This is a genomic window from Craurococcus roseus (genome assembly GCF_039523795.1).
Taxonomy (GTDB): Bacteria; Pseudomonadota; Alphaproteobacteria; order Acetobacterales; family Acetobacteraceae; genus Craurococcus; species Craurococcus roseus.
Genome location: NZ_BAAAFZ010000007.1, coordinates 76,291 through 100,270 on the forward strand (window position 1 = coordinate 76,291; position 23,980 = coordinate 100,270).

At 74.0% G+C, this 23,980-nt stretch carries 17 protein-coding genes; 2 read left to right on the plus strand and 15 right to left on the minus strand.

The features are described from left to right. The 6 genes from ABD067_RS02415 to ABD067_RS02440 all read right to left on the minus strand — a co-directional run. A partial coding sequence (locus tag ABD067_RS02415; protein WP_343893549.1) for a carbohydrate kinase family protein occupies window positions 1–945 on the minus strand: 945 nt, incomplete at its 3' end. A 4-nt stretch (window positions 946–949) separates the two neighbouring features. Further along, a complete protein-coding gene (locus tag ABD067_RS02420; RefSeq protein ID WP_343893550.1) occupies window positions 950–2,056 on the minus strand; it encodes an ABC transporter ATP-binding protein in 1,107 nt (368 codons plus the stop codon). 11 nt (window positions 2,057–2,067) lie between these two features. Continuing rightward, window positions 2,068–2,889 (minus strand): carbohydrate ABC transporter permease, encoded by an 822-nt coding sequence (locus ABD067_RS02425; protein ID WP_343893551.1) that lies wholly within the window; start codon window positions 2,887–2,889, stop codon window positions 2,068–2,070. 4 nt (window positions 2,890–2,893) lie between these two features. Beyond that, complete coding sequence (locus ABD067_RS02430) at window positions 2,894–3,814, minus strand: carbohydrate ABC transporter permease (protein ID WP_343893552.1); 921 nt, start codon at window positions 3,812–3,814, stop codon at window positions 2,894–2,896. A gap of 33 nt (window positions 3,815–3,847) precedes the next feature. After that, a complete protein-coding gene (locus ABD067_RS02435) occupies window positions 3,848–5,176 on the minus strand; it encodes an ABC transporter substrate-binding protein (RefSeq protein ID WP_343893553.1) in 1,329 nt (442 codons plus the stop codon). 67 nt (window positions 5,177–5,243) lie between these two features. Beyond that, the gene (locus ABD067_RS02440) at window positions 5,244–6,725 is read right to left on the minus strand and encodes a mannitol dehydrogenase family protein (RefSeq protein ID WP_343893554.1); all 1,482 of its coding nucleotides are present in this window, start codon (window positions 6,723–6,725) and stop codon (window positions 5,244–5,246) included. Between the two features lie 175 nt (window positions 6,726–6,900). Here ABD067_RS02440 and ABD067_RS02445 point away from each other — a divergent pair, with 175 nt between their 5' ends. Next, on the plus strand, window positions 6,901–8,112 hold the full coding sequence (locus ABD067_RS02445) for an ROK family transcriptional regulator (protein ID WP_343893555.1): 1,212 nt from the start codon (window positions 6,901–6,903) through the stop codon (window positions 8,110–8,112). Window positions 8,113–8,443: 331 nt separating this feature from the next. On the opposite strand, the gene ABD067_RS02450 is transcribed toward ABD067_RS02445, so the two are convergent. The 5 genes from ABD067_RS02450 to ABD067_RS02470 form a co-directional block, all read right to left on the minus strand. Further along, a complete protein-coding gene (locus ABD067_RS02450; RefSeq protein WP_343893556.1) occupies window positions 8,444–8,923 on the minus strand; it encodes a CYTH domain-containing protein in 480 nt (159 codons plus the stop codon). Between the two features lie 186 nt (window positions 8,924–9,109). Further along, window positions 9,110–13,462, minus strand: a complete 4,353-nt coding sequence (locus ABD067_RS02455; protein WP_343893557.1) for a class I SAM-dependent methyltransferase — start codon at window positions 13,460–13,462, stop codon at window positions 9,110–9,112. Window positions 13,463–13,562: 100 nt separating this feature from the next. Next, a complete protein-coding gene (locus ABD067_RS02460) occupies window positions 13,563–15,305 on the minus strand; it encodes a glycosyltransferase family 2 protein (RefSeq protein WP_343893558.1) in 1,743 nt (580 codons plus the stop codon). 9 nt (window positions 15,306–15,314) lie between these two features. Continuing rightward, complete coding sequence (gene rfbC, locus ABD067_RS02465) at window positions 15,315–15,914, minus strand: dTDP-4-dehydrorhamnose 3,5-epimerase (RefSeq protein WP_343893559.1); 600 nt, start codon at window positions 15,912–15,914, stop codon at window positions 15,315–15,317. A gap of 225 nt (window positions 15,915–16,139) precedes the next feature. Next, on the minus strand, window positions 16,140–16,505 hold the full coding sequence (locus tag ABD067_RS02470; RefSeq protein WP_343893560.1) for an HPF/RaiA family ribosome-associated protein: 366 nt from the start codon (window positions 16,503–16,505) through the stop codon (window positions 16,140–16,142). A gap of 159 nt (window positions 16,506–16,664) precedes the next feature. Between ABD067_RS02470 and ABD067_RS02475 the strand changes: the two genes are divergently transcribed. After that, on the plus strand, window positions 16,665–17,207 hold the full coding sequence (locus ABD067_RS02475; protein ID WP_343893561.1) for a Pvc16 family protein: 543 nt from the start codon (window positions 16,665–16,667) through the stop codon (window positions 17,205–17,207). 175 nt (window positions 17,208–17,382) lie between these two features. On the opposite strand, the gene ABD067_RS02480 is transcribed toward ABD067_RS02475, so the two are convergent. The 4 genes from ABD067_RS02480 to ABD067_RS02495 form a co-directional block, all read right to left on the minus strand. Continuing rightward, window positions 17,383–20,217 carry a phosphoenolpyruvate carboxylase gene (locus ABD067_RS02480; protein WP_343893562.1) on the minus strand — a complete coding sequence of 945 codons (2,835 nt, stop codon included), beginning with the start codon at window positions 20,215–20,217 and terminating at the stop codon, window positions 17,383–17,385. 128 nt (window positions 20,218–20,345) lie between these two features. Continuing rightward, window positions 20,346–20,945 carry a hypothetical protein gene (locus ABD067_RS02485; RefSeq protein WP_343893563.1) on the minus strand — a complete coding sequence of 200 codons (600 nt, stop codon included), beginning with the start codon at window positions 20,943–20,945 and terminating at the stop codon, window positions 20,346–20,348. 3 nt (window positions 20,946–20,948) lie between these two features. Continuing rightward, window positions 20,949–21,764, minus strand: a complete 816-nt coding sequence (locus ABD067_RS02490; RefSeq protein WP_343893564.1) for a peptidoglycan-binding protein — start codon at window positions 21,762–21,764, stop codon at window positions 20,949–20,951. Window positions 21,765–21,935: 171 nt separating this feature from the next. Beyond that, window positions 21,936–23,975: a S8 family serine peptidase gene (locus ABD067_RS02495; protein ID WP_343893565.1), complete on the minus strand. Its 2,040-nt coding sequence runs from the start codon at window positions 23,973–23,975 to the stop codon at window positions 21,936–21,938. Between the last annotated feature and the right edge of the window lie 5 nt (window positions 23,976–23,980).

Sequence of the window (23,980 nt, forward strand, 5' to 3'; positions counted from 1 at the left end):
CGCCAGCGCGGCGTCCACGTCCGGATCGCCGGGCAGGTCCGCGCCGAGCCGCGAGCACGTGACGCCGGAGGCCGCCACCGCGTAGCGCAGCGCGTCGCGCAGGGCGGCGGGGTCGAGCGCCGCCAGGGCGTCGCGGCGCAGCAGCCCCCGCTGCCGCAGGCGGGCGAGCAGGGCGGCGTGGAAGGTGTCGCCGGCGCCGACAGTGTCCACCACCGGGACCGGCCTGCCCGGCTCGTCGGACACGCCCGCCGCGTGGAAGGCGGTGGCGCCGTTCGGCCCCCGCGTCAGCACGACGAGGCTGGCGCCCGCGCCCAACCACCCGCGCGCCAGCGCCGACGGGTCGGCGCCCGGGCCGTAGGCGATCTGGATGTCCTCTTCGCTGACCTTGATGATCGCGGCCGTGGGGACGAAACGCCCGAAGCGCTCGCGCCAGCGCGCGAGGTCGCCGACCATGCTCGGGCGCAGGTTCGGGTCGAGGCTGACGACCCGGCGGCCCGCTTCGCGCTCGGCCAAGGCGAGCAGCGCGTCCCCGACCGGCGGCACCACCATCGGCCAGGAGCCGATCGCCAGGGCCTCCACCTCGGGGCCGAGCGCCGGCGGCAGGTCGGCTTCCGCCACGTCGCGGTCGGCGCAGTCATGGGCGTGGAAGGCGTAGGCCGGGTGGCCGGCGGCGTCGGGCGACACCACCACCAGCGGCGTCGGCTTGGCGCTGCGCTTGGCGAGGCGCGTGTCCACGCCCTCGGCCCGGAGCCGCGCGGCGAGGAAGGCGCCGAACGCGTCGGTCGACAGCCCGCCGAAGAAGCCGGCCGGCGCGCCGAGCCGCGCCAGCCCCACGGCGACGTTGAAGGGGGAGCCGCCCGCGGCGGCGGTCGCGGGCAACCGCCCGTCGGCGCCCGGCCCGCCGACGAACAGGTCGATGAGCGCTTCGCCGCAGACCAGGATCACGGCGTCAGGCCGCCAGCGGGTGCCGCTCCGGCGCCGGCAGCGCCCGCCCCCCGGCGTCGAAGACGTGGCAGGCCGCGCCGTCCGCCGCCAGGCGGACCGGCTGGTGCGCGCGGGTCGGGTCGCTCCCCTCGATCTGCACCACCACGGCCTTGCCGCCGGCGAGCGCCACGTGCAGCAGGGTCAGGCCGCCGAGCCGCTCGACCAGCCGCACCTCGCCGTAGAGCGGGCCGTCCGCGGCGGGGCGCAGCGCCTCCGGGCGGATGCCGAGCGTCACCTGCTGCCCGGCCGCGGCGGCGCCGCCTTGCGAGGGCACCGTGATCCGCGGCCCCCCGGGCTCCAGCTCCAGCGCCAAGCCCGCGCCGTTCGCCTCCGCCACCGTCGCGGGCAGCAGGTTCATGCGGGGCGAGCCGATGAAGCCGGCGACGAACAGGTTGGCCGGGTGGTGGTACAGCTCCAGCGGCGAGCCGACCTGCTCCACCCGCCCGGCCTGGAGCACCACGATCTTGTCCGCCAGCGTCATCGCCTCGACCTGGTCGTGCGTGACGTAGACCATGGTGGCGTTGAGGTCCTCGTGCAGCTTGGTCAGCTCCACGCGCATCTGCCCGCGCAGCGCGGCGTCCAGGTTGGAGAGCGGCTCGTCGAACAGGAAGACCTTGGGGTTGCGCACGATGGCGCGGCCGATGGCGACGCGCTGCCGCTGGCCGCCGGACAGCTCCTTCGGCCGGCGGTCGAGGTAGGTTTCGAGCTGGAGGATGCGCGCGGCCTCGGCCACCTTGCGGTCGCGCTCGGCGCGCGGCACGCCGGCCATCCGCAGCGCGAAGCCCATGTTCTGCCGCACCGTCATGTGCGGGTAGAGGGCGTAGGACTGGAACACCATGGCGAGGCCGCGGTCCGCCGGGCCGGTCTCGTTGACGCGCTTGCCGTCGATGGCCAGCTCGCCGTCCGTGATCTCCTCCAGGCCCGCGATCATGCGGAGCAGCGTGGATTTGCCGCAGCCGGAGGGGCCCACGAACACCACGAACTCGCGGTCGGCCACGTCGAGGTCGATGCCTTTGATCGCCTCGAAGCCGCCGAAGCTCTTGCGGACGTTGCGGAGGGTGAGGGTTGCCATGGCGTGTGCCCCTACTTCACGGCGCCGAAGGTCAGGCCGCGGACGAGTTGGCGCTGGCTCAGCCAGCCGAACACCAGGATGGGCGCCACCGCCATGGTGGAGGCGGCGGACAGCTTGGCGAAGAACAGGCCCTGGGGCGACGAGAAGGACGCGATGAACGCCGTCAGCGGCGCCGCCTCCGAGGAGGTGAGGTTCAGGCTCCAGAACGCCTCGTTCCAGCACAGGATCAGCGACAGCAGCCCGGTGGAGGCGATGCCCGGCAGGGTGAGCGGCAGCAGCAGGTGCCAGAACTCGCCCCCGGTGCGGGCGCCGTCCATGCGGCCGGCCTCCAGGATCTCCTTCGGCACCTCCTTGAAGAAGGTGAAGAGCATCCAGACCAGGATGGGCAGGTTCATCAGCGCGTAGATGACGACCAGCCCCGTGCGCGTGTCGAGCGCGCCCAAGGTGCGGAACAGCAGGTATATCGGCACCAGCACGCCGACCGGCGGCAGCATCTTGGTGGAGAGCATCCAGAGCAGGGTGCCGCGGGTGCGCTCCGTCGGGTGGAACGCCATGGAGTAGGCGGCGGGCACGGCGAAGGCGAGCCCGAGCAGCGTGCCGCCCAGCGACACGACGATGCTGTTCAGCGCGAAGCGGAGGTACTCGGCGCGCGCCTGCACCTCGGCGTAGCTCTCCAGCGTCGGCTCGAAGAGCACTTGCGGCGGCACGGCGACGGCCGCGACCTCCGCCTTGAAGGAGGTGAGGAACATCCAGAGGATGGGGAAGAACAGGAGCAGCGCCACGCCCCAACCGAGGATCGTGACGACGGCGCGCTGGGCAGCGGTTTCTCGCATGGCGTCAGACCTCCAGCCGCCGGGCGATGGTGCGGACGAGGAAGAAGGCGACGACGTTGGCCAGGACGATGGCCACCACGCCGCCGGCCGAGCCGCCGCCGACGTCGAATTGCAGCAGGGCGCGGGCGTAGATCAGGAAGGCCAGGTTGGTGGTGGCGTTGCCGGGGCCGCCGGAGGTGGTGACGAAGATCTCGGCGAACACGGTCAGCAGGAAGATGGTCTCGATCATCACCACCACGCTGATGGCGCGGCCGAGGTGCGGCAGGGTGATGAAGAAGAACTGCGCGACCGGGCCGGCGCCGTCCATCCGCGCCGCCTCCTTCTGCTCGCTGTCGAGCGACTGGATGGCGGTGAGCAGGATCAGCAGCGCGAAGGGGAGCCACTGCCACGCCACGATGACGATCACCGACGCCATCGGGTAGTCGGCGAACCAGTCCACCGGCTCCAGGCCGAGGCCGCGCGCGACCGAGCCGAGCACCCCGTAGCTCGGGTGCATCATCAGGTTCTTCCACACCAGCGCGGCGACCGTCGGCATGACGAAGAACGGGGCGACGGCCAGCAGCCGGGCGATGTTGCGGCCGGGGAACTCCCGGTCGAACAGCACCGCCAGCAGCGTGCCGCCGACCACGGTGATGGCCAGCACCGAGCCCACCAGCACGAGCGTGTTGGCGAGGGCGGCCCAGAAGTCCGGGTCGGTGACCAGGAACTCGTAATTGTCGAGTCCGGCGAAGCCGCCCACCGTCGGGTCGAGCAGGTTGTAGCGCTGGAACGAGAACCACAGCGTCAGCGCCAGCGGCACGGCCATCCACAGCAGCAGGACGGCGACGGAGGGCGAGAGCAGGAAGAACGCGACCGGCCGCCGGCGCTCGGGGGCGTCGGCCTGCCCCGGGAGGGCGCCCAGCGGCGGGGCTACGGTGGTGGACATGGGCGGGCGCGCCTCCTTCTCTCAGCGGTCACGTCACTTCGGGTAGCCGGCCTGCCGCATCGCGCGTTCCGTGGCCGACTGCGCGCCCCGCAGGGCCTGCTCCACGCCCGTGCCCGTCAGGGTCGAGGCGATCGTCTGGCCGACCTGCGTGCCGATGCCCTGGAACTCCGGGATGCCCACGAACTGCGCGCCGGTGTAGGGCCGCGGCTCGCGCGTGCTGGCGGTCGGGTTCGCCTCCGTGATCGCCCGCAGCACGAAGGAGGCGAAGGGCGCCGCCTTCTGGTACTCGGGGTTGTCGTAGGTCGACCGCCGCGTGCCCGGCGGCACCGCCACCCAGCCGTTCTCCTGCGCGACGAGCTGGATGTACTCCTTCGACGTCGCCCAGGTGGCGAAGGCGCGCGCCGCCTCCTGCTGCTTCGACGTGGCCGGGATGGCCAAGTTCCAGCTCCACAGCCAGGTCGGCCCGCCGGCGAAGTCGCCGGTCGGCATGGGCGCGAAGCCGACGCGGTCGGCGACCTGCGACTGCTTCGGGTCGAACAACAGACCCGCGGCCACGGTGGCGTCGACCCAGATGCCGCAGCGGCCGCCGGCGTACAGCGCCAGGTTCTCGTTGAAGCCGTTGGAGGTCGCGCCGGGCGGGCCGAACTGGCGCAGCGCGTCGCTGTACCAAGCGATGGCGCGGCGCCATTCGGGCGTGTCGATCTTCGTGCGCCACTGGCTGTCGAACCACTGGCCGCCGAAGGCGGTGACGAGGGGCGTGACGAAGCCCATGTTCTCGCCCCAGCCCGGCTTGCCGCGCAGGCAAAGGCCGTACACTTGGTTGTTCTTGTCCGTGATCTTCTCGGCGATCTCGCGGATCTGCGCGTAGGTGGGCCTTTCCGGCATGCTGATCCCGGCCCGCTGCAACAAGTCGGTCCGGTAGTAGGTCATCGCGCTCTCGGCGTAGAACGGGAGCGCGTAAAGCTTGCCCTCGTGGCTGATGCCCGTGCGGACCGTCGGCAGTATGTCTTCGGCGTCGTACCCGGCCGGCAGGTTGTCGAAGGCGGCGAGCCAGCCCTGCTTCGCCCAGATGGGCACCTCGTAGTTGCCGATGGTGAGGATGTCGAACTGGCCGGCGCGGGTGGCTATGTCGGTGGTGACGCGCTGGCGCAGCACGTTCTCCTCCAGCACCACCCAGCGCAGGCGGATGTTGGGGTTCTGCTGCTCGAACCGCGACGAGAGGCGCTGCATCACCACCATGTCGCCGTTGTTGACGGTGGCGATCGTGACCGTCGTTTGCGCGCGCGCGCCGCCCGACGGCAGCAAGGCCGCCGCGAGCGCGAACCCGAACGCTAAAAGCGCTCCCCTCCGCCGTTTGACCATCGCCGCCTGTCCCTCCCTTGCCGGCGCGGTCCGGGGCGCCCGCCCGGCCGGCCTCGTTGAACGGAATTCAGAAGCCCAGCTCGGCCCTCGCCCGCGCCAGCGTCCGCTTGCTGCCGGCCTCGTAGAGCGAAGCGAGCCACCGCCGCACCGGCGACGCCAGCCGGGGGTCCGCGCCCAGGTCGCCGAACAGCGCCTCCACCCCGAGGAGCGGCCCCGGGTCCGCGCCGCCCGCGGCGGCGCGCTCCCGCAGCAGCGCGGCCAACGGGTGGCGCAGTTCGATCGGCCGCCCCTCCTCGTCTTCGCCGCGCACCCGGCGGAGCCACGCGGCGAGCGCCAGCGCCAGCAGGTCCACCGCGCCGTTGTCCCGCAGGCGGTCGCGGATCGGGTCCAGCAGCACGTTGAGCGGCGCGTCGGTGTTGATGCGCTCCACCGTGTCCCGGATCGCCGCGTTGCCGAAGCGCTCCAGCAGCGTGCGTTTGTAGGCCGCGAGGTCGATGCCGGGCACCGGCGGCACCGTCGGGCCGGTCTCGCGGTCCATCAGCGCCGCCATGTAGGCGTGGATGTCGGGATCGCGCAGGCACTCGTCCATGCACGTGTAGCCGGCGAGCCGCCCCAACCCGGCCACGGCGAGGTGGCTGCCGTTCAGCAGCCGCAGCTTCATCGCCTCGTAAGGCGCCACGTTCGAGACGAACTGCGCGCCGACCTCCTCCCAGGCGGGGCGGCCCGCCGCGAAACGGTCCTCGACCACCCACTGCGAGAAGGTTTCGGAGAACACAGGCCAGCGGTCGCGGACGCCGTGGCGCCCCTCCAGCGCGGAAACGTCGGCCGGGTCGGTGACGGGCGTGATGCGGTCCACCATTGACGACGGGAAGGCCGCCTCGGCCCCGATCCACGCGGCGAGCGCGGGGTCGCGCATCCCGGCCAGCCCGATCACCGCGCCCTTCAGCACCTCGCCGTTGTGCTGGATGTTGTCGCAGCTCAGCGCGGTGAAGGCCGGGCGGCCCGCGGCGCGGCGCCGTCTGTACGCCTCGACGATCACGCCGATGGCGCTGCGGGGGCGTCCCGGCTCGGCCAGGTCCTGGCGCACCATCGGGTGTTGGGGGTCGAGGCGCTTGGTGGAGCGGTTGAGGCAATAGCCGTCCTCGGACACCGTCAGGCTGACGATGCGGACACCGTCCCTGTCGATGGCGTCGAGCAGTTCCGCCGACGACTCGCCGGCGAAGACGACGCCGGCAAGCGAGCCGATCACCGACACGGCCTCTTCCGCGCCGTTCCGCTCCACCAGCGTGTAAAGGCCGTCCTGCGGCACGAGGCTGTCGCGCATACGCCGGTCGGCCGGCAGCAGCCCGGCGCCGACGATGCCCCATCGCAGCGCGTCGGGCCGGCGCTCCATGAGGTCGTGCGTGTAGCGCGCCATGTGCGCGCGGTGGAAATTGCCGAGGCCGAGGTGGACGATGCCGGGCCGGACGGCCGACGGGTCGAAACGCGGCGCGCGGACGGGCGGGCGCAGCCGGGAAAGGTTCGCGCGGCTCAGCTCCACTGCGCCCATGCGTCCGGCGCCCTCCCCGGCGCCACCGAGCGCTCCGGCACCCTGGCGGCGCGGCGCTCATCGTATTTGTGTTCATTAAATCACGATGACTTAGTAATTGACAAGCGCCGAAGGCGGCCCGAAGCATCACCTTCGGCGTCGCGCGCGTGGTCACAACGCGCCAGGGAGGTCGGCGTTGAGCAACGCTCTCGGCGGGCAGGGCAGCAACTCCGCGGTCGTCCGCCACTTTAACGAACGCGTGATACTCTCCGCCCTGCGCAGGCTTGGCGAGGCGTCCAAGGCCGACTTGGCGCGGCAGGTGAACCTCACGTCGAACACCGCGGGCCAGATCGTCCGCGACCTGGAACGCCAGAAGCTCGTCCGCGCTTCCGGCAAGCGTGCCGGCCTGCGCGGCCAGCCGGCCACCCTGCTGCGCCTGGACCCCGGCGGCGCATACGGCATCGGCGTGAAGCTGGGCCGCCGCACCCTGGACAGCACGTTGGTGGACTTCGCCGGACGCGTGCTCAAGGCGCGGCGCCAGGAACGCGACCTGCCCCCTCCGGAAACGGCGCTGCGCCTGGTGGGCGACGCTGTCGCGGCCCTTCGGCGGGCGGTCCCCCGGACGGCGCGCGACCGCATCGCGGGGGTGGGCTTTGCGGTGCCGTACAACCTCGGGAGTTGGCGGCGGGAGCTGGATCTCCCGGCGGACGTTTCGGCGGCGTGGACGGGGTTCGACCTCGGAGCCGGCCTCCGCGCGGCGTTGGGCCTCCCCGTGCTGGTCGAGAACGACGGCACCGCTGTCGCGGTGGCTGAACTGTTTCAAGGGCACGGCCGGGAGTTGGACGATTTCGCCGTGGTCTATGTAGGCGCCGCTGTCGGCGGCGGCGTTGTGTTGGGCGGCGCGCCGCGTCGCGGCGTCACCGGCAACGCGGGCGACGTCGGGTTGATGCCCGTGCCGCCTTCCCGGCTCGCAACGGCGCCGCGGCCGAGCCGGGGTTCCGACATCTTGCTGAACCGCGCCTCGGTGAACGCGCTGGTCCGGCACCTGCGGCGGAACGGCGTGCCGGTGGCGACCAACCTGGACCTCGAACGGGCCATCCCGGCGCAGCCGGAGCTGGTCGGCGAGTGGTTAGAGGACTGCGCGGACGCCCTGGTCAACCCGCTGCTGTCGATATCCAGCCTCCTCGACCTGCAAGCCATCGTCGTGGACGGCAACCTGCCGCGCTCGCTCGTCGAGCGGCTGGTGGAGCGGCTGCGCGTGCTGTTGGCGGCCAACGCGCCCGAGGCGAGGAGGCCGCCCACCCTGCTGCTCGGCACGGCCGGGCGCGACGCCGCGGCGATCGGCGCGGCGCTGCTGCCGTTGCATTCGAGCTACGGCCCGCACCGGGAGGCGCTGTTCGGCCACTGAGGCGGCACGGCAAGAAACCGAGCGTGTGGGGCGAAACGACAGCCGGCAAGGACGGGGGCGCTCCGCCTCTGGAGAGGCGCGTCATCTCCAAGATCTTCCCGGGCGATCAAGCGCGTCGGCTTGAAGGCATGCGGCGGCGAGGTGCTGGCTCTGATGGGCGAGAACGGCGCTAACGTCCGCGCTGATGCGGATCCTGTCCGGGGCGTACCGAGCCGACCCGGGCGACGGGATCCTGATCGACGGGCAGCCAGTTGCGATCACCGACCCGATCGCGGCCAAGCGGCACGGCTTCGCCGTCTGCGCTGCGAAGGCAAGCCGCCGCGCCGCCGGCTCAGGTGTTCGCGTCGCCGCGCCCGTGCAAGGGGCGACGCGACAACTCCGAGTTGCGGTAGCCCGGATCGTCGGTGACCTCGCGTCCGATCCAGCACGGCAGGCGGAGCGGCTGGTCCGCGGCCGAGAGTTCCACCTCCGCCATGACCAGCCCGCCGTTGCCGCCTTCGAACTCGTCCACGTGCCACAACACGCCCGCGTCCCATACGTCGTGGCGCGTCTTCTCGACCAATGGCCGGTGGCACAGGTTTGCGAGCATCGCTTCCGCGTCCTCGACCGGGATCTCGTACTCGAACTCCGGCCGCGCGATCCGCCCGTCGCCCTTTATGGTGACGAAGGCGGCCGGCCCGGCCCGGCGCACGCGCACGGTGGGACCGGGACCGAGGGAAAGATAACCCTGGCGGTACCGCTGGTTCGACCGGACGAGCGGCCTCCACTTGTCGCCCACGACAAGGAACTTCCGCTCGATCTCGACCGGCATTGCCAACCTCGAAGCAGGCGCACCCGGCAAGTGCCGCGTCACCGACGGTCTGAAAAGCAGCGGCGCCGCCTTCTCACGCCGACGTGAGGAAAGGCGCCGGGGCGCGTTTGGGTCGCCCGTGTTTGCCGGGCAGCCGGAGCCGACCGGGCCCACGCCGGCGCCAAGCCGGCCGCCGCCGTTGCCTCGTCACGGCACCGGTCGCCGCCCGACGAATTCGAAGCCCGCGGCGATCGCCTCCTGCGCGTCCTGCGGCAGCGAAGCCAAGCCGGACCAAACGGGATCACCCGCGCCGCGGCCCGCTTCGGGCGCGCGCCACAGCCCGACGAGCCGCGCGGCGGTCGTGGCTAGGAAAGCGTCCGCGGCCGCGTCCGAAACCCGGCCGCGCAGCGCCGCTTCGCATTCGGAGGCGATCCAGCAGAGGGAATGGCCGGGGTGGAAGTTGTCCGACACCCGCAAGGCCTCGGCCTCGAAGCCTTCGAACCACGCTTCCAGGCCGTGGCGCGTGCAGTTGAAGAAGTGCCAGGGCGCCTCGTGGAGCGGTTGGAGGAAGGCGGTGCGGACGAGCACGCGCCCGCCCGGCTTCAAAACGCGCAAGATCTCCAGCGCGGCCCGCCGCGGCTCGCGGTAGTGCTCGAAGGCGTTGAGCGCGACCACCGCCTCGAAGGCTCCGTCGGCGAACGGCAGGCGGTGGGCGTCGGCCAGCACGTCCGTGTGCCGGAAGACCGCCGCCTCGGCCTCGACCACGTGCTCGAACCGCTCCGCCGTGCCGCCCGCGCTGAGGTGCAGCACCGGGCCGGCAGTCCCTTTGATGAGGGCGAGGGCGCTGTCAGGGAGGGAGTTGCTGACGTGCCCGTCCGGGCTGATCCGCGGCGCGTCCATGCCCGGGAAGAGCAGCGGGCGTCCGCGGACCAGAGGCCAACGCCGTCCGTCCTCGGACACCAGCGCGGCGCCGTCCGGGGACACGGCGAGCGTCCCGCCTCCCTCGGGGCAGCGCAGCAGCGGCAGCAGCCGCGCGAGCCGCTCGTACGCTCCACTCGCGTCGCCGTCGTAGGCTGGCGCGTGCTCCTGTGCGCTGGCCGAGGGCGGGGGGACGATGGTCAACCAGGGGTGGCGCCGGCTCAGTTGGCCCACCATGCCCCGCACCTTCTCAGGGTCCGTCATCGCGGTCTGGATCATCGAGGTGGCATGCACCCTGTACTGCGCCAAGGGTTCGCCGAGCACGTGCTCGCCCCGGAGGCCGTGTTCCGCCAAGCCGCACCAGAAGTCGAAATCCTCCCACCCGCTGCGCACATGGTCGTAGCCGCCGACCGCGGCCCAGGCCGCGCGGGCAACGAGCGCCATGGCATCGATGTAGTTGCCGTTCGACAGCCGGACTGGGTCGTAGCCGCGCGCGCTTATCAGGTCCGACCCGCCGCCGAACTGCTGGATGGTGGGGTAGGCGTAGGCCGCGCCGGATCCCTTGATGGCTCGCAGGCACGCCTCCACGCATCCCGGCAGCAACCGGTTGTCCGCGTCGAGCGGGAGCACATAAGGGGTTTCCGATAGGTCGAAGCCGACATTGCGCGTGAAGGCGAGGCCCGAGTTGGCCTTGTTGCGCGCCACGACCACGCGGTTGAAGCGGGACGAGCGCGATCGGAGCCAGTCCAGCACGACCGCGAGCGACTCGTCCGTCGAGCGGTCGTCCACCACCACGAGGTCCAAGCGTCCCTCGGTCTGAGCCGCGGCGCTGTCCAGCGCCTCGGCCACGTGCCGGGCGTAGTTGTAGAGCGGGACCACGACCGTGGCCTCGGCCGCGCCTAGCCGGTCGGTTTGGAACACCACCTCGTGGTCGGGCACGTGAACCGGCCGCGCGCGGTCGCCGTCCCGGCCGCGCAGCGTTCCGCGCTCGAAGGCCAGCGCCGCGGGCCTGCCGCCGCGCAGGAGGTCCAGGAGCGAGCCGACCTGTTCCGCCCGGCGCTCCGGGCCGTAGGTCCACAGCACCTCGCGGCGGGCGGCCCCGGCCACGCGGCCGCGGAGCGGGGCGTCGGCGACCAACCGCTCCAGGCTACGCTTCCAATCGTCCGGCGTGGACGCGAGAAAGCCCGTTTCGCCGTGCCGGATGGCACGGCGGTACGGGCCGGTCGGCGAAGCGATCGTCGGGACGCCGGCTAGCGCAGCCTCGAAGAACTTCAGCTCGCTCTTCGCCTCGCAGAAGGGATTGCCCGTTTCAAGCGGCGCGAGGTTGACGTCGAACCGCGCCAGTTCGTCGGGTAGCCGCTCCAACGGGACGAAGTTGCGCCACTCGATGCGGTCCTCCAGGCCGCGGAAGGCGGGGAACTCCTCGACATCGAGGATCGCGCGCGTGCCGTCAGGGGAGCGGAACGCCACGAGCCGGCACTCCGGCTGGGCGCGCAGCGCGGCGGCGACGGCGTGAGCGCAGAGGGCGAAGTCGCGCTGGTGGGTGCGTGAACCGCCGGCGTAGCCTATGCGCACCAGCCCGTCCGGCGGCTCCACCGCGCGGCGCCGCGCGGCGAGGCGCGACGTGGCGAAGGTGTCGTGGTCGAACCCGTTCGGCAGCACGCGGGCCGGCATCCCCGCTTGCCGCATGTGGGCGGCGAGTTCCTCCGTAGGCGCCAGGCACAAGTCGGCCGCTGCCATTGTGGCGCGTATGCGGGAGTAGTGGTCCCGGACCATGTCTTCCGTCAGGTCCTGGGAGCGGATGCCGTCGATAACGTCGCAGCGCGCCAAGCCCGGGTCCACCATGAGGTCGTCCACGTCGAAGACGACCCGCGCCCCGGCGCCGCGTGCCGCTTCCGCCGCCGAGGCGATCCCGTCGCTCCAGGACGCCCGCCAGATCCAGAGCACATCGGCCGCCCGGACCTCGTCCAAACGGCACGGGATCTCGTCGGGCCGCATCCAGTCGGTTTCGGCTCCCACCGAGGCGGCCGCGGCGGCGGGGCGGACAACGCGGTAGAGGTGCCCGGGCGTGTCGTGCTCCCCGGACACGAAGACGACACGCGTCCGTCCGCGAAGCCGGCCGCCGGATGCCGCGCGCGGTGGGGCGGCCTCCTGCGCATCGCGGACCGGCGCCGGCCCGGGCGCGTCCGCGGCGGCGCCGACCACGGCCGGCGGCGCGGCGGTCGGTGGCGCCGCATGTGGCGCCTCCTCGACGGTACGCGCCGCGGCGGCAGGCGCATCGATGGCGGCACGCCGCTCGCGCAACCTCCGCGGCAGCCGCATCGTCAGGGACCACCACCCGAGCTTCGCCCCGCCGCGCAAAGCTCGGCGGACTCCGTCGGGCATTCGCCCGCCGAGGCGGCGAATCGCTCCGGTCGCACGCCAAGCGGTCGATTGCAGGACGCCGTCACGCTCGGCGGCCGCTCGCCGCAGGGCGGCGCGCTCCTGTTCCAGCAAGGCGCGCAGCTCTCCCGCCTTCCCTTCCAGCACTGCGCGCTCCTGCTCCAGCGCGGCGCGCATCGCTTCCCGCTCTTGTAGCGCGGCGAGCAGCCCCTGCGCCTCCCGTTCCAGGCCGGCGCGCATCCGCTCCCTGTCTTGCAGCGCGGCGCGCAACGCGTCCGCTTCGGCGGCGGCTGCGTGTTGACGGGCCCGCGCTTCGAACGCCTCCTTCCGCGCTTCGGTCGTGCGCGCGGCGGCCCGCAGGCGCATGCCTGTTTCCGTCCGGATCTGGCGGTCGGCCCTGCCCCGCTCATCCGCGCGCGCGCGCTCCGCCGCCGCCGTCGCTTGCCGGCCGATTTCTTGGCCGAGCATCCTCTCGCGCGTGGCGGAGAAGCCCCGCTCCCCCAAGGCGGCGAAGCGCCGGCGCACCGCCGCGACCTCGGCCGGGTCGCCGAGGGCGCACAAGGCTCCTACGGCGGAAGGCACGCATCCGCCCACCGCCAGCACGCCGAGTCCGTGCCCGTGCAGGAACTCGAAGTTCGGGTGTTCGCGCCGCAGTTCCTCCCACAAGCGCCACACCCCGAAATCGCCCGTCCGCACGTTGGTGTCGTGGAACAGGACGACGCCCCGCTCGGAGAGCTTGGGCTTCCAACTTTCGAAGTCGTGCCTGACCGCGTCGTAGGTGTGGAGGCCGTCGATGTGCAGCAAGTCGATCGAGCCTTCGGCGAAGCGGCCCAGCGCCTCATCGAAGGAACAGCGGAGCAGCGCGGAGAAGCCGGCAAAGCGCTCGTCGTGGTAGGCCCGGAACTCGTCGAACACCTCGTCGCCGTATTCGCCGGCGTGCGAATCGCCCCGCCACGTGTCCACGGCGTAGCAGCGCGCCTCGACGGCGCTGCGGACGACCGCTTGGCAGAAAGCGGCGTACGACACCCCGGCGTGCGTGCCGAGTTCGACCACCGTCCGCGGGGCGGCATTGGCCACGATCCAGTGCGCGAACGGCACGTGCTGCCACCAAGCACTCGGCGTGCCCAACCGCTCCGCGGGCCAGAACGCCGGCTCCAGCGCGGGTTGGGCCAGCGCGCCGAGGCCGCCGTCCGGGGCGGGCGCCGACCTGTCGCGTGCCGGGGCGGAGGCGTTGTCGGGTGGTGCTGTGTCGATATCCATCGTGGCCTGACGCTGCTTTCAAACGGATGGTTGCCGGCTGGCGCGCTCCCGGACAAACGCGCCGCGGGGTGCCGCCGCGCGAACCCCGGCGCCGGTGCGGTCAGCCGTGGACAGGCTGGGGAACGTCCCAAGGATCGCGCGCCTCGCCCGCGTCGGCGGACGCCAGCGCGCGCCGCCAGGGCGGTTGGCGGCGCGGTGGCCCGGGCACCGTCACCGGCTCCGCGTGCAGGAGCAGGTTCGGGTTGTGGTAAGGGTCCTCGTCCAGCAGGTGCCCCCAGCGGCGGCGCATGAAGGCCCGCTCCGCGTTCGCCCGCGCCAAGCGGGCCCGATCGGCGATTTCATAGCCGCGGCTCGCGCTCTCCACATGGGTGAGCACGGCATCGGGCGTCCACACCACGCGGTAGCCGAAATCGACGACGCGCAGGCAGAGGTCGACGTCGTTGAAGGCCACAGCCAGCGCCTCGTCGAGCCCGCCGACCTCCTCGTACACCTCCCGCCGCAAGGCGGCGCACGCGCCGGTGACGGCGGACAGCGCCCGGGTCAGCGCGAGTTGCCCAAGGTAGCCCGGCGCGTCGCCGGCCGCGAAGCGGTGGACGTGCTCCGCCGCGCCGTCCGGGCCCAGCACCACGCCGCCGTGCTGCACCCGCCCGTCGGGGTAGAGCAGCTTGGCGCCGACGACGCCGACGTCGCGCCGCAGCGCGTGCCGGACCAGCGCCGCCAGCCAACCGGGCTCCACTACCTCGATGTCGTTGTTGAGCAGCACCAGCACGTCGCCGCGCGCCTCGCGGGCGGCCTCGTTGTTGAGCCGCGGGTAGTTGAAGGGCCCGGGCCTGCGCAGCACCCGCACGCGCCCGTCCTCCGCCTCCAGGCGCGAGAGCAGCGCCAGCGCCTGCGGCTCGACGCTGCCGTTGTCGACGAGCAGCAGCTCCAGCGGGCCCCAGTCGGTGGCCCGCAGCACCCCGGCGCAGACCTCTTCCAGGAGCGCCGCCGCGTCCCGGGTCGGGACGATGACGGAGACGGGCGGGAGCGGGTCGGGGAGCGGGTGGACGACCCTCAGGCAGCCCGGGGCCGACGGCGCCTCCTCGACGAGGGCGCCGGCCGCGCCCTGCGCGTCCAGGTGGTCGCGCACCGCCCGGAGGCCCGCCGCGCGGCAGCGCCGCCGGACGCCCGGGTCGCCCGGGGCCTCCGCCGAGCGCCGCCGGTGGCACAGCACCGCCGGGACGTGGCGGACGCGGTCCGGCGTGGTCGCCGCGGTGGCCCGCAAGGCCAGGTCCCAGTGCTCCGCGCCCGCCAGTTCCGGCCGCAGCCCCCCGATCCGCTCCAGGAGCGCGCGGCGGTACACCGCCAAGCCGCCGATGGAGTCGTGGGAGGCGAGCAGCTCGGGGCTCCACATCGGCTTGAACCTGGGCGCCTCCCTCCCCCCCGGGCCGAGGTCGTCCTCGTCGGTGTAGACGAGGTCCGCGTCCGGGTGGGCGGCGAGTTCCGCCGCCACCTCGTAGAGCGCGTGCTCCGGCAGGACGTCGCCGCGGCGCAGCAGCGCCACGAAGTCGCCCGACGCCGAGCCGAGCGCCGCGTTCGCCGCCGCGCAGGCGCCGCCGCCGCCCTCCTCCGCCATGCACAGCTCCCAATGCGGGTAGAGCTGCGCGCGGAGGGACGCGACGGTTTCGCGCGGCGCGGCCTCCGGCCCCCCGGAGGCCGGCACCACGACGGAAATGACGGGGCACCGGGGCAGGAGCGCGACGCGCGCGCGGATGGCGCGCCGGTCTTCCGCGGTCAGTGTGTCGTGCTCGCGGACCCAGGCCCGGTAGGCGTCCGCGGCGGGCGGCGCGGCGGGGACGTCCATCGCCCGGCGCTACCAGGCGCCGCCGCCGCCGGCCGCGTCGCGCAGGCGCGGCTGCCGGCGGTCCTTGTCCGACAGCACGGCGCGGTCGGCCCCCACCGGCCAAGGCAGCGCGAGGTCGGGGTCGTCCCAGGCGAGTCCGCGTTCGAGGCCGGGGTCGTAGTAGTCGCTGCACTTGTAGGCGACTTCCGTGTCCGGCTCGAGCGTGCAGAAGCCGTGGGCGAAGCCAGCCGGGACGTAGACCTGCCGCGCGTCCGCCGCGGACAGTTGGACGGCCGCGTGGCGCCCGTAGGCGGGCGAGCCGCGCCGGAGGTCCACCACCACGTCGAGCACGGCGCCGCGCAGCACCCGCACCAGCTTGGCCTGGGCGCGCGGCGGGAGTTGGAAGTGCATCCCGCGCACCGTGCCGGCGGCGGCGGAAACGGAGTGATTGTCCTGCACGAAGCGCTCGTCCACGCCGAGCGCCGCGAAGTCGCGCTCGCTCCAGGTTTCGAGGAAGGACCCGCGCCCGTCCTTGAAGCGGCGCGGGACGATGAGCAGGGGGCCGGGGAGACCCAGCGCGCGCGCCTCGAAGTTGCCGCTCGCCCGCACCGGCGGTGTCAGCACGTCCACGCCCTCGCCCTTTCCCAGCACGGAACAGGGCCGCGTTTAGACCATGGCGCCCCGCTTGTCATGGCGCCGACCGTCCGGCCGCGGACGGTGCGGGACCGATCGGGTCACGTTTCTGGCGACGACGCGGCGCCCGGCCGACTACGCGCCGTTTCGGCCGGCCGCCGCGTCGTCGTCGGCTGCCGCCGTCCGCTCGCGCCGCCCCGCGCTGAGCGGGCCGGCGCCCCCTCAGAGCGCCCCTTGCTTGTCCGGGTTCACCGGCTTGTCCTCCCGCAGCGCCCGCTTGCGGCGGCGGAGCTGCTTCGCCACGCGCTCCAGCGCCTGGTTGAAGGCGGCGTGCGCGTCGGCGTCCTCCGCGTGCCCCTCGAAGCGCAAGTCGCGCCCGGAATGGACCCGGATGGAGCAGCCGAACCCGCCCTTGCCGGTGCGTGAAAAGGTGACGGCCACGTCCTCTACGCCGCCGAAATACTTCGCCGCGACGCCCGCGAGCTGCTCGATGGCGTGGGTCCTGAGGGCTTCGCCCACGTCCACTCGGTGGCCCGACACGGTGAAGCGCGAGGTGTCGGTGGCGGCGGCGCCGCGTTGCGGTTCCATGCTGCGTACCCCTGAAGCGGCCGGGCCCGGGTTGGCCCGGAGATGCAACGCCCCCGCCCCGATGCCGTTCGCCGGGAACGGCGGCCGACCGCGGCCGTTGCCAGCACGTGGCGGAGGCGCGCCCTGCCGCGCGCGCCCTTTCTCCGGCGGAGATGCCCCATGCCCATCGCCTCCGCGGGCAACGCCCTCGTCCGCCATCTGCGCGACCGCCTCGCTGAAGCTGGCGCGCTGGACGGCTGGGAGGTCGAGGCGACGACCCTGCGCGAGGCCCGCGAAGGCGCGGCCGGCCGCCGCCGCGTCGCCCTCGCGCTCTGGCGCGTGCAGCCCGACGAGGCGGCGCGCGACGATCTGCCGGCGCGCGTCGCCTCCGAAGCCGACCCGCCCGATGGCGACGGGCTGGTGCTGCGCTACCTGTTGCTGGCGCGGGGTGACGACGGCCGGGCGGAGCAGACGATGCTCGGCCGCTGCATGGCGGTGCTGCACCAGCACCCGGTCGTCGAGGGACCAGGGGCACCAGGCGGCCTCGACGCGACGGCCCTGGTGGTCACGATCGAAACGCCGCCGGACGACACCTACCGCGCGTTGGCCGGGGCCTGCGGCGACCCGCCGCCCCTCGTGGTGCCCTACACGGTCCGCAACGTGCGGCTGCTCCCGCCGACCGTCGGCCGCGTGCCGGACCCGCCGGGAACGGAGATGCCGTGAGGCACGCGGCGGAACCTCCGTCCCGGAGTCCAGGCGATCCTTTGCGGCCCGGCCGCAGCGTCCCCCTTCCGCGCCGGCCTTCCCGGGCGCCTCGGCGCGCCATCGAAGCCCGTGGCGGGACACCGAGGCCGGGGCGGCCCGCGCCTCTCCCGACCACGAAGCCGCCGCGCCGGCCCTACCCGAAGGCGCCGCATTCGAGCGAGACCACGGCGCTGGCTTCGCGGATGGCGTCGGACAGGCCGCGCAGCGGCGCGACCAGCTCGGCCTGCTCGCGCCCGTAGCCCGCGTGGCGCGGGGCGGGAGGCTCGGCGAAGTCGAAGCCCGCGTCCGGGGGAGGCCCGGACGGGAAGACTTGGTCCAGCAGCGCCGTCGCCCCCGCCACGTCCAGCCGGAGCAGCCGCCGCAACAGCGCTTCGCGCGTGACGCCGTGGCGCGGCGAGAAGTCCGGCACGCCGACGGCGAGCAGCCAAACCCGGTGCATGAGGCACAGCCGGACGGCGTGGACGGCGAACAGGCGGTCGGGCATGCGCGGAGCCTCGCCCGGCCAGGCCGCGCGCAGCGCCGCGTGGTCGGCTAGCAGGCGCCGGAACACGGCGCGCGCCGGGTCGCCGAGGCCGAGGCCCTCCAGCGCGCGCGCCACCGCCGCCAGTTCGCCGGCCCGGCCGGGCCGGCGGGTGCGGGCGGCGCGGTCCAGCCACATGCCCGGGTCGAGGCTCGCCACGTAGCCGCGGAGCACGTCCCCGTCCGAGAACGACAGCGCCGCGCGTGCGAAGGCCATGGCGCCGGCGAAGCGCGCGCTCCCGCGCATCAGCTCGGCCAAGGTGTCCGGCTCGCGCGACGCCGCCTCGCCCAAGCCGTGCGTCACGTCGGCGAGGAAGCCGAGCTGCTGCAGCACGGCGTTGTTCGGGATGGCGCGCATCTCGCGCGCGTGGCGGATCTCGGCGGGCCCTCCGCCGTCCGACTGCCGCGCGGAGGGGCGGGAGCCGGTGCGGTCCAGCAGCGCCGGGCCGAAGGCGCCGAGCAGGGCGCCGTAGCCCGGGTCCTCCACCAGCGCGGTCATGGCCGCCCGCGCGCCGGCGAACAGGTCGGCGGCGAAGCCGCTCTCGTCCGTGTACACGGGGTCGGGCGGCGCGCCCCCGCCCCCATCCTCCGGCGGCGCGAAGGCGTGCTCGGCGATGCGCGCCACCGCGGCGTGCGCGAGGGCCGGCGCGCCGAAGTTGAGGAAGCCGTCGCCGCCCTGGAAGCTCGTCTCCAGCCGCGTGCGGATGTTGTGCCGCGCGAAGGCCGCGCGTGCCGCCGGCGGGTGCAGGTAGGCGAAGCGGGCGGACAGGCCTTCCGGGTGGCCGCCGCGGCCCAGGCCCTCGCCGTGGGTGTCGAACAGCACCACCTCCAGGTCCGCCAAGCCGTGCTGGGCCAGGAGGTCGGCGACGCGCAGCTTGAGCCGCTCGATCAGGTGGCTGGCCGGGATCTGGCCGACGTAGCGGCCGGAATCGGAATAGCCGAGCTGGAGGCAGAGCCGCCCGACCCTCCGCAGGTACCCGCGCCAGTGCCGGCTGCGCAGCGCCTCCTCCACCACGCGCTCGCCCCGGCGCTCCAGCGCTTCGGCGGTCTCGAACAGCGGGCTGATCTCCACCCGGTCCTCGACGCCGCACAGCCGGGCGAGCAGCAGCGCGGCGAGCAGCGTGTAGCCGCTCTCCGTCTCGGCGATCAGGAAGCGCACGGGCTGGGACGCGTCCACATGCTTGGCGATCTGCGCCACCGTCATCACCAGCCGCAGCGCGCTCGCCTGCTCGGTCATCAGGCCGCCGAAGTCCACCGTTTCCGGGCGCGCGGCCGCCAGCGCCTCGTCCACCGCGGCGAACAGGGCGCGGCGCCGCGCCGGCGAGCCGGGCGAGCCGGACAGCTCCGGGAAGCGCAGCCGCGCGGCGTTGTGGATCTGCGCCGCGTTCAACCGCGTGTGGGTGTGCGCCAGCGAGAGGCCGTGCGCGGCCAAGCCGGCGCGGGCGACGCAGAGCGCGAGCCGCGCCCCGTCGTCCGGCGCCGCCGCCAGGGCCGCGGGCACCATGCCGAGCAAGGGCGCGGGCGTGGCCATGGCGGTGTCGCGCCGTTCGACGAGGGCGCGGGCGAACGCCTGGACCGCCGCGGGCTCGGGGTCGCCGGACGGAGGGCACGCCGCGATCTGCGCGCGCACCGCGTCCCGCGCGGAAACGGCCCGGTCGCGCAAGGGCGCCGCGCAATCCGCGGGCAGCGCCGCCATCTGCGCCGCGAAGCGGGCGAGTTGCAGCTCCTTCATCCGCAGCCGCAGCCGCAACGTGTCCTGCCACCCGATGTCGGTGCGCCCGTCCGTGTCGTAGCCGACCCAGGAGGCGAGCAGGACCGGGCGGGGCTCCACCTGTGTCCAGCGGTCGGGCCAAACGGAACGCGCCTCGGAAAGGAACGCGGCGGCCAAGCGGTCGAGGGCGTCGCGCCCGGCGGCGATGGCGGTGGCCGCGCGTTCGAACTCGATCTCCAGCGTCGGCGGCGCGGGCCGGAGTGACGGCGGCTCCGCCGCGGCGGTTCCCCCGCCGCAGGCCAAGCCGACCAACGCGTCGGCCGCCGACGGGGACAGCGAAAAGGTCGGGTGCGCGGTGAACACGGCGGCGGCGCGCGGGCGCTCGCACGCTTCGCGAAACGCTTCGAACACCACCGGCGGGCGGCGGGCGTCCGGCCGCGCGACGCGGGCCGCCACCGCCGCGAGCGCGGCGTCCGCGGTGCCCGCATCGGTCCCGCCGACTCCAGCCGACAGCCGCGCTGCCCGGTCGCGGAAAGCGGCCCGGCCGAGCAGGTCCAGCACGGCGGCGAGGTCCCCTATGGAAAGCTCGCCGTCGTCCAACCGTCGGCTCAGCGCCAGCGCGACGGCCAGGGCGGGGCTGGCGAAGGGGTCGCCGGCCGCGGCTTCGCGCGCCGCGGCGACCAGGCCCAGGAGGTCGGTTTCGGGGTCGGCGGGCGCGGAGGGTGCGTTGCGGTCCATCGGCGCGTTTCTCCTCGGCTCGTGGCCGGAGCCGAGCAAGCCGCGTGCCGGAGCTTGGCGCCGGGCGCGGTCCGCGTGGCGGACGGGGTTATTGCCACGCGGACGCCCGCCGAAGCGAGCGGAGTCCGCTACCGGGGTTCCACCGGCGGCACGCAGGCACCCGCCTCGTCCGCCGCCAAGCGGCGCGCCTCCCCGGCGTCGCGCGACACGCCCAGGAGGCAAGGCCGGGGCCGGATGCGGACCGCCACGAAGGCGGGGATGCGCCCCGGCGCGTCCGCGCGGTCCGCGGCCGCCGAGTAGTAGGCGGCCCTCGGGGCGCGCCGGGCGTCGCGCAGCACCACCAGCGCGTCGCCGCGCGCAGCGCTGACGCGCAGCGGCGACGCGTCGGCGAACCATTGCCGGCGCGCGACCGGATCCTCCAGGCTGGCGACCGGCGCCCGCGGCCCGTCGCGCACCACCGGCCAGGAGGCCGTGTCGTCCGACAGCACCGCGAACCACACGCCGGGCGCGATGGCGCACCGCCGAGCCGCGATGCCCGGCCGGTGCAGGGGGATGTCGAGCCGCCGCGCGTCACGGATGGCGGCGCAGTCCGCGAAACGCCGCGGTGGATCGGCCTTCAGCTCCCCCGCGCGCGCTTCCGGGACCGCCACGAAACAGCAAGCGACGAAGGCGGCCGCCGCCGCCCCGGCGTTGCCGGGACGCCTCACGACGACGGCCGCGCCGCGCACTCCCTACGCCGCTTTCTGCCCGAGGCCCGGAACGTCCCCGCGCAAGACCGCCATGGTCTTGGGGCCGACCACGCCGTCCGCCGAAAGGCCGTGGCGCGATTGGAAGTCCACCACCGCGGCGCGGGTCTGGGCGCCGAAAACGCCGTCGGCGGTCAGGGCGATGCCGAGGGCCTTCGACAGCATCTGCTGCAAGGCCATCACCTCGGCGCCGCGGTCGCCGAACTCCAGCAGGCTGTCGGCCACCGACGGCGGGGCGCCGGCGCCGGCGCCGAGTTGCCCGCTAGCCTGCCATTCGCGCACGAGTTGGTCCGAAGCCTCGAAATGCATCGCGTCCTCGGTCGGGAAAGCGGCACCCCAGAAGAATTTGTGCCGGTTGAAGTGCTTGTGGATTTGCAGCAGGCCCATCTGCGCCCGGTCGTCGCCGCGCCGGTCGAGCACCCGGTCGATGGTGAGGTCGATGGCGCACCCCCAGGAATGGTTGCTGATGGCGCTCGTGCTGCCCCGCACGAAGCGGCAGCACAGCATGCCGGCGGTGCCGAGTCGATCGTGGATGTCCCGGTCGGCGGCCTTGACGTCGGCGAAGATCGCGCGGAGCGCGGCGACCGCCGGGCGCAGTCCGCGCACCCTGAACGGCCCGACGTCCTCGCTGACGAGGAGGCCGGCCACGCGCTGGTTCGTCGGCTCCTGGCAGTCTTGGGAGTAGCTGCCGCGCGGGTTGCCCAGGATCGACAACATCGTCGAGTTCCTGGCGCCGCGGAGGTCGCCGTTCAAGTTGACGCGCGACGCGTCCAACCGCACCGTGTCGGTCCACTGCGACATGTGTCCACCCTCCCCGCCCTGCCGCCGCCTCGGCGGCCGATGCATCCATCGCCCGATCTTCGCGCGCAGCATGAGCGGGGGATGTGAGCGGGAACACCGTGCGGCGGGACGCCGCGGCCGGCCCGCCCCGCCCTGGCGTGCCCTGGGCGGGGCGGACGGCAACCGGCGGCCTCAGGCGAGGCCGAGGGACCGCAGTTGCGCCAGCACCTGCGGCGGCATCCCGGCGGGGACGCCGAAGCCGAAGCCCGGCTGGGCCGCGAAGCCCGCCGCCCCGGGGAAGCCGACGCCGGGGAAGCCGGCGAACGGCCCGCCGAACCCGGCTCCGCCATTGGCCAGGGTCTGGCCCATCAAGGCCCCGAGGGCGCCGCCGGCCGGCATGCCGCCGGCCAGTGCGGCGATCACCGGCGCGAGCGCCTGCAAAAGCGCGGCGTCGGTGGGCGCTTGCGGAAACTGCGCCGTTGCGGCGGGGCCGGCGGCGACCGCGCCCGCCGTCTGCGCCGGCGCCGCGGCCAAGGCTCCCAGAGCCCGTGTCGCCTGCGGCAGCCCCGCGCCGCCCCTCGCCGGGTCGGCCACCATGGGCGCGCAGGCGGCTACGAGCAGTTGGAACAGCGAGTCCACGCGCGCCGCCGTCCGCGCCCGGAGCGCCGGCTGGTGGAACGCCGGGTGGTGCGCCAGCACCAGCGCCGCCAGCCCGGTGACGTGCGGCGCCGCCATCGAGGTGCCGTCCCAAGCCGCGTAGCCGCCGCCGGGGACGGTCGAGACGATGGCGACCCCCGGGCCCGACACGCGGATCTGCGGGCCGAAGCAACTGAACCGCGCCGGGAACACGCCGTTCAGGCCGACCAGCTCCGTCACCACGGTCCGCGCGTGCTGGCTGTCGGTCGGGAAGCGCTGCTCCTGCCCCAGCGCGGACACGGACAGCACGGTGGGCAGCGTCGCCGGGAACTGCACCGGCCCGCTGGAGTTGCCCGCGGCCACGACGCATGCGACGCCGCGCTGCCTCGCTTCCTCGATCTTGTTCTGCACCAGCTCGGAGTGCTCGCCGCTGCCGAGGCTGCAATTCACCACGTCGATCTGCCGCTCGATGCAGATGTCGAGCGCGTCGATGAGGCTGGAGAAGCGCCCGCCCGGGAACACCTTGAAGATGTGCACCTCGGCGCCCGGCGCGAAGCCGCGTACCCCCTGCCCGGCCGAGGCGGAGCCGGCGATCACCCCGGCGCAGTGCGTGCCGTGCGCGATCTGGTCCCGCGCCCAGGTGGATGTGTTCCCCTGGTTGGTCAGGTCGATGCCGTTCTTGATGTGCGCGAGCAGCGGGTGCGTGTTGTCGCAGCCCGAGTCGATGATGGCGATCTTCACGCCCTGGCCGGTCAGGTGCGACGGGATCTGGCCGAGGCCCATGACCTCCTGCCCCCAGCCCAGCATTGGCTGCGCCGGGAAGTTGGGGAAGGTGGCCGACAGGGGTTGCAGCACGATCGTGTTGATGGCGGAGCCGTTCAGCGCCGGGCGCTCGATGAAGCGCTCCCAATGGTTCGCCAGCGGCTTGACGTAGAGCGAAAGGATCGTGCTCGGCCGCTCGCCGAACACGGCGACGGTGGCCTTGCCGTTGCGGTCCGTGACGCCTTCCCCCGTGAACCTCCTGCCGGTGAGCGTGATCTGCGCGCCTTCCAGCGGCTGGTGGTCCGCGCCGACGACGCTGAAGTCGAAGGAGATCTGGCCGAGTTCGAAGGAGCCCGGCAGCGCCGCCGCCGCCGTCGCGTCGGCGCCGCCGGCCGGCGCGGGCGCGAGCCCGTGGTGGTTCAGGACGCGGTTGCGCTCGGCGACGAACGGGGCGCCGGCGCGGGACGCCGCCTCCAGCTCCTTCCCGAGTTCGGGCGACGTGGACGCGACCGCGATCTCGGCCGCGCCGGCGCCGGCGGCGAAGAGCCCGACGCCGCGGGGCTTGAGCCGGCACATCTCCCTGTAGCCGGGCAGTTCCCTGAACTTCTCCAGCACGTTGGTGAGGACGGCCGGCGCCGCCAAGGGCGTGAGCGAGCCCGGGACCACGCGCGGCCCGATGATGTACTGGGTTTCGCGCGTGCCGACGGCGTTCTCCGCCGCGGCGCTTCCGCCCCCTTGCGGGGCGGCGTCGGGCGCGGGTTGCGCGCCCGGGGCGCGGCGGGCGGCGCCGGCCGCCGTGCCGGATGATGCGTCCTTGTCCTTGGGGTCGGCCATGTCGG